The organism is Pseudomonas frederiksbergensis (genome assembly GCF_003732665.1).
Classification (GTDB): Bacteria; Pseudomonadota; Gammaproteobacteria; order Pseudomonadales; family Pseudomonadaceae; genus Aquipseudomonas; species Aquipseudomonas frederiksbergensis_G.
In genome coordinates this window covers 355,469-361,468 of record NZ_MOBP01000023.1, presented here as the reverse complement: position 1 = coordinate 361,468, position 6,000 = coordinate 355,469, and the positions used below count along the sequence as shown (strand labels likewise).

The 6,000-nt window shown below is 59.1% G+C and carries 6 protein-coding genes; 1 reads left to right on the top strand and 5 read right to left on the bottom strand.

Going from position 1 to position 6,000, the window contains the following annotated elements:
* Positions 1-244: 244 nt before the first annotated feature.
* The 4 genes from groL to BK665_RS31410 form a co-directional block, all read right to left on the bottom strand.
* Positions 245-1,888, bottom strand: a complete 1,644-nt coding sequence (groL, locus tag BK665_RS31425) for a chaperonin GroEL (RefSeq protein WP_054045163.1) — start codon at positions 1,886-1,888, stop codon at positions 245-247.
* Between the two features lie 49 nt (positions 1,889-1,937).
* Positions 1,938-2,231: a co-chaperone GroES gene (locus BK665_RS31420; protein ID WP_054045166.1), complete on the bottom strand. Its 294-nt coding sequence runs from the start codon at positions 2,229-2,231 to the stop codon at positions 1,938-1,940.
* Between the two features lie 248 nt (positions 2,232-2,479).
* Positions 2,480-2,956 (bottom strand): FxsA family protein, encoded by a 477-nt coding sequence (locus BK665_RS31415; RefSeq protein ID WP_123410352.1) that lies wholly within the window; start codon positions 2,954-2,956, stop codon positions 2,480-2,482.
* A gap of 66 nt (positions 2,957-3,022) precedes the next feature.
* Complete coding sequence (locus BK665_RS31410; protein ID WP_123410351.1) at positions 3,023-3,754, bottom strand: HugZ family pyridoxamine 5'-phosphate oxidase; 732 nt, start codon at positions 3,752-3,754, stop codon at positions 3,023-3,025.
* 166 nt (positions 3,755-3,920) lie between these two features.
* Here BK665_RS31410 and BK665_RS31405 point away from each other — a divergent pair, with 166 nt between their 5' ends.
* Positions 3,921-4,679 carry an SDR family oxidoreductase gene (locus BK665_RS31405; protein WP_123410350.1) on the top strand — a complete coding sequence of 253 codons (759 nt, stop codon included), beginning with the start codon at positions 3,921-3,923 and terminating at the stop codon, positions 4,677-4,679.
* A 144-nt stretch (positions 4,680-4,823) separates the two neighbouring features.
* Here the strand turns inward: BK665_RS31405 and apbC are convergent, their stop codons facing one another.
* The gene (apbC, locus tag BK665_RS31395) at positions 4,824-5,918 is read right to left on the bottom strand and encodes an iron-sulfur cluster carrier protein ApbC (protein WP_123410349.1); all 1,095 of its coding nucleotides are present in this window, start codon (positions 5,916-5,918) and stop codon (positions 4,824-4,826) included.
* Between the last annotated feature and the right edge of the window lie 82 nt (positions 5,919-6,000).

The following is a 6,000-nucleotide window of genomic DNA, read 5'->3' as shown; positions in this document are numbered from 1 at the left end:
GACCGGCGTCCAAGGTTGAGCGGGTTGGCAAGGCAGAACCGGTAAACGCCTGACACACATATCCAAATGTGGGAGCGGGCTTGCTCGCGAATGCGGTGTGTCAGACAACATTGATGTCGACTGACACACCGCATTCGCGAGCAAGCCCGCTCCCACAGGGGATTGGTGTGGCCCTCAAAATCCAGGCAATAAAAAGCCCCGCCGGCTTTCGCAGGCGGGGCTTTTTTACAGGGGTAAGGCTGGCTTACATCATGCCGCCCATGCCACCCATACCACCCATGTCTGGCATACCGCCGCCAGCACCGCCTTCTTCCTTGATCTCGGCGATCATGGCTTCGGTGGTGATCATCAGGCTGGCGATGGAAGCCGCTGCCTGAAGCGCCGAACGAGTCACTTTAGCCGGGTCCAGGATACCCATTTCGATCATGTCGCCGTATTCGCCGGTAGCAGCGTTGTAACCGTAGTTACCCGAACCCTGCTTGACCTTGTCGACTACAACGCTTGGCTCGTCGCCGGAGTTGGCAACGATCTGGCGCAGTGGCGCTTCAACAGCGCGACGCAGCAACTGGATACCAACGTCTTGATCAGCGTTGTCGCCTTTCAGTTCGGAGATAGCCTGCAGAGCGCGAACCAGTGCCACGCCGCCGCCAGGTACCACGCCTTCTTCAACGGCTGCACGGGTAGCGTGCAGGGCGTCTTCAACGCGGGCTTTCTTCTCTTTCATTTCTACTTCGGAGCCAGCGCCAACCTTGATCACTGCAACGCCGCCGGACAGCTTGGCCAGGCGCTCTTGCAGTTTTTCACGGTCGTAGTCGGACGAAGTGTCGGCCACTTGCTGACGGATTTGCAGAACGCGAGCCTGGATATCAGCTTCAACGCCGGCGCCGTCGATCACGGTGGTGTTCTCTTTGGACAGGATCACGCGCTTGGCATTACCCAGGTGTTCCAGGGTAGTGCTTTCCAGGCTCAGACCGATCTCTTCGGAGATGACAGTACCGCCAGTCAGGACGGCGATGTCCTGCAGCATGGCCTTGCGACGGTCGCCGAAGCCTGGAGCCTTGACGGCTGCGACTTTGACGATGCCACGCATGTTGTTCACAACCAGAGTCGCCAGGGCTTCGCCTTCAACGTCTTCGGCCACGATCAGCAGTGGACGGCCGGCTTTCGCAACAGCTTCCAGTACTGGCAACATTTCGCGGATGTTGGAGATTTTTTTGTCGACCAGCAGAATCAGCGGACCGTCGAGCTCGGCGGTCATGGTTTCTGGCTTGTTGACGAAGTACGGGGACAGGTAGCCACGGTCGAACTGCATGCCTTCAACAACCGACAGTTCGTTTTCCAGGCCCGAGCCTTCTTCAACGGTGATCACGCCTTCTTTACCGACTTTTTCCATGGCTTCGGCAATGATGTCGCCGATGGAGTTGTCGGAGTTGGCCGAGATGGTGCCGACCTGAGCGATGGCCTTGGTGTCAGCGCAAGGCTTGGACAGGGCTTTGAGCTCTTTGACGATAGCGATGGTCGCTTTGTCGATGCCGCGTTTCAGGTCCATCGGGTTCATGCCGGCAGCGACGGCTTTCAGGCCTTCGTTGACGATCGATTGAGCCAGAACGGTTGCGGTGGTGGTGCCGTCGCCTGCGTCATCGTTGGCACGGGAGGCAACGTCTTTGACCAGCTGCGCGCCCATGTTTTCGAAACGATCTTTGAGTTCGATTTCTTTGGCTACGGAAACGCCGTCCTTGGTGATGGTCGGAGCGCCGAAGCTCTTCTCGATGATCACGTTACGGCCTTTAGGGCCCAGGGTCGCTTTTACTGCGTCAGCCAGGACGTTTACACCGGCGAGCATTTTCTTGCGGGCGGAATCGCCGAATTTAACTTCTTTAGCAGCCATGATCGATATTCCTTAAATACTTTGTAGTAGCGGGAAAATGAGCGGGGAATCAGCCTTCGATAACAGCGAGAATCTCGTTCTCAGCCATTACCAGCAGGTCTTCGCCGTCGACTTTCACAGTGTTGCTGCCGGAGTACGGACCGAACACAACCTTGTCACCCACTTTAACGGCCAGTGCACGCACTTCACCGTTTTCCAGCACGCGGCCAGTACCGACAGCGAGGATCTCGCCGCTGTTGGCTTTTTCAGCAGCCGAACCTGGCAGGACGATACCGCCAGCGGTTTTCTTTTCTTCTTCGCTGCGACGGATGACGACGCGGTCATGCAGAGGACGAAGCTTCATTGTCGATCTCTCCTAATTGTGGTTTTCATCGGCCGGTGTATTCCCGGCGGGTTTAACAAATCCGGCGGTGCCGGGTGCGGTTCGTCAAGCGAACCGCGGAAGTCTGTCTGGCATGATCGCCAGAAACCTTGCGGTGACCGTTACATAAGGGCGCATAAGCTTATTACAAGGGCGGGCCAGCAAATTTTTTCATGTTGTTGCCCCGCAAATGAACACGGCACCCGAAGGTGCCGTGCCGCTGAAACGCTTTACTTGGGATCGTGGTGTTCGAACTCGCCTTCGATCACGTTGGGCTCGCGGCCCAGCGGTTGACGCGGAGCGGGACCGCCCCGTGGTTGCAAGTCGTCGGCGAAGGCCCGCTGACGGATGGCAGCCTCTTCAGCACGCTGGCGCATCTTGTTCGCCAGCAAACGGCGAGAGATTGGCAGCAACATGATCAGGCCCAACGCGTCGGTGACGAAGCCCGGCAGGATCAACAGGCCACCGGCCAACGCCAGCATCAAGCCTTCCAGCATGGTCTGGGCCGGCAGTTCGCCACGGTTCAGGCTCTCACGGGCACGCAGTGCGGTAGCCAGACCGGCGATGCGCAGCACGAACACGCCGAGCATCGAGCCGAGAATGATCAGCAGCAGGGCCGGGAAAAACCCGATGGCCCCGCTGACCTTGACGAATACGAACAGCTCCAACACCGGAAACAGTACAAAGAGCAATAAAAAAGGGCGCATCAAATGGTTCCTCAACGCAAGAATGCCTTGCCAGTGTTCCCTAGATGACGTCGCCACTTCGTGAATTCAAGCGTCGGCCACTTCATTTTTCGGCCAATGCTCGGCGTGAGCCAGGAAAACCAAGGCTTCGCGCACTTGTGTCGGCGTATTACAAGACGCTTGAAACGGTAGCCAGTACAGCGCCTGGCCGATGCGCAGGTGCATGCCTTCGGTATCAATGCCGGCCAGTTGCGCCGGTTCGGTCTTCGGCAAACCCGCCAGTTCGACGTAATGGGCAATGGCTTTGGTGTGATCGGCATTCATGTGCTCGACCATGCTCACCTCAGCCTTGCCGGCGAACGGGTTGGCCAGGGTCAGTTGATCGACCCAGTGAATCGCGCCGAAACCGCCGATGTAGCGATGGCGCACGGGCTTGAGTACCCAGAAATCGAAATCGTGGGCCTTGTGGTAACTCTGGGAATCCGGGAAATAACGGTAATAACGCTCGGCCGCCGCATCGATGACCGCCTCATCCTCAAGCTTTTCGGCCTCGGCCAGGTACGTCAAGCGACCGACGGCTTGTGCGTCTTCGGCCCCGCGCTCGCCGACAAACAGCGAGCATTTCGGGTCTTTCTGCAGATTGTGGGTGTGCTGGGCGATGCGGCTGATCAGGATCAGCGGCCGGCCCTGCTCGTCCAGGCAGTAGGGAACCACCGAGCCGAAAGGGAAACCGGGCATGGCCTTGGAGTGGGTCGATAGCACCCCGCGGTATTCCTTGAGAAGCAATTCTCGGGCATTCTTGGCCGCTTCAACGCTCAATTTATGACTCCTTATATAGAATCCGTCGAAAAAACGGACAGGCGCCTGGGGATAAGTTTCCAGCACGCCATCGGGGCAGTTCTCATGTGCAACCAGGCCACATCAGGTGCAGATCGAGAGGCTCTCTACAAGGACCAACACTCTGACCTGCTACTGGGACATGCGAATGCAACTCACTGACAAAGTAATCATTATCACTGGCGGTTGCCAGGGTTTAGGCCGTTCGATGGCCGAGTATTTCGCAGGCAAAGGCGCGAAACTGGCGCTGGTCGACCTGAACCAGGAAAAGCTCGACGACACCGTCGCCGCGTGCAAGGCCAAGGGCGTCGAGGCCCGCGCCTACCTGTGCAACGTCGCCAATGAAGAGCAAGTGACGCACATGGTCGCCCAGGTGGCCGAAGATTTCGGCGCGATCCATGGCTTGATCAACAATGCCGGGATCTTGCGTGACGGCTTGCTGATCAAGGTCAAGGACGGCGAAATGACCAAGATGAGCCTGGCCCAGTGGCAGGCGGTGATCGACGTCAACCTGACCGGCGTGTTCCTGTGCACCCGTGAAGTCGCGGCGAAAATGGTCGAGCTGAACAACAGCGGCGCGATCATCAATATCTCGTCGATTTCCCGGGCCGGCAACGTCGGTCAGACCAACTACTCCGCCGCCAAGGCTGGCGTGGCAGCGGCCACCGTGACCTGGGCCAAGGAACTGGCGCGCTACGGTATTCGTGTGGCGGGCATTGCGCCGGGCTTTATCGAAACCGAGATGACCCTGGGCATGAAGCCCGAAGCGCTGGAGAAAATGACGGCCGGGATTCCGCTCAAGCGCATGGGCAAACCAGACGAGATCGCCCATTCGGCGGCGTACATTTTCGAGAACGACTATTACACCGGTCGGATTCTGGAGATGGATGGCGGGTTGCGGATTTAAGTCCACCGCATAACCAATGTGGGAGCGGGCTTGCTCGCGAAAGCGTCGGTTCAGTCAACTTATCTGTTGAATGACACACCGCTTTCGCGAGCAAGTCGAATCGTCGCACCGCCGCTCCCACACTGGATTGCGTTTCTTCTTTGATTAATCGTCGCTGACGGTGATAGTCGGCATCGCCGGGGTCGCCGCTTCCTGCAACACAATTCGCGCGCCGACGTGGCGGGCCAGTTCCTGGTAGACCAGGGCAATCGGGCTGTCCGGCTCGGCGATCACCGTTGGCTTGCCGCCATCGGCCTGCTCGCGGATAGCCATCGCCAGTGGCAACGAGGCCAGCAGTTCAACGCCGTACTGGGTGGCCAGTTTCACCCCGCCGCCCTCACCGAACAGATGCTCGGCATGTCCGCAGTTGGAGCAGATGTGCACGGCCATGTTTTCCACCACGCCCAGCACCGGGATGTTGACCTTGCGGAACATCTCCACGCCTTTGCGCGCATCCAGCAAGGCCAGGTCTTGCGGTGTGGTGACAATCACCGCGCCGGCCACCGGGACTTTCTGCGCCAGGGTCAGCTGGATGTCGCCGGTGCCTGGGGGCATGTCGATAACCAGGTAATCGAGATCGCCCCACGCGGTTTGGGTCACCAGTTGCAACAGCGCGCCGGAGACCATCGGCCCGCGCCAGACCATCGGCGTGTTGTCGTCGGTCAGGAACGCCATGGACATCACTTCGACGCCATGGGACTCGATCGGCACGAACCACTTCTGATCCTTGATCTTCGGTCGTGTGCCTTCGGCGATGCCGAACATGATGCCCTGGCTCGGGCCATAGATATCCGCATCGAGAATCCCGACCTTGGCGCCTTCACGGGCCAGGGCCAGAGCCAGGTTGGCAGCAGTGGTGGACTTGCCAACGCCACCCTTGCCGGAAGCCACGGCGACCACGTTTTTGACGTTGGCCAGCCCCGGAATCTGCGCCTGGGCCTTGTGCGCGGCGATCACGCTGGTGATCTCGACACGTGCGGTGACCACGCCGTCCAGCCCTTCAATCGCCATTTGCAGCAACTGTGCCCAGCCGCTTTTGAACAGACCGGCGGCGTAACCCAGTTCCAGCTGGACGCTGACGCGATCGCCCTGGATGTCGATGCCGCGCACGCACCCGGCGCTGACCGGATCCTGGTTCAGGTAAGGGTCGGTGTATTGGCGAAGGACGGCTTCCACCGCTGCGCGATTGAGGGCGCTCATGGGCAACTCCGATAGCAAGACTGGAAAATCAGGCGGGTATCCTACGCCGGACACGGATTTGTGGCGAACAGATTACTGTGGA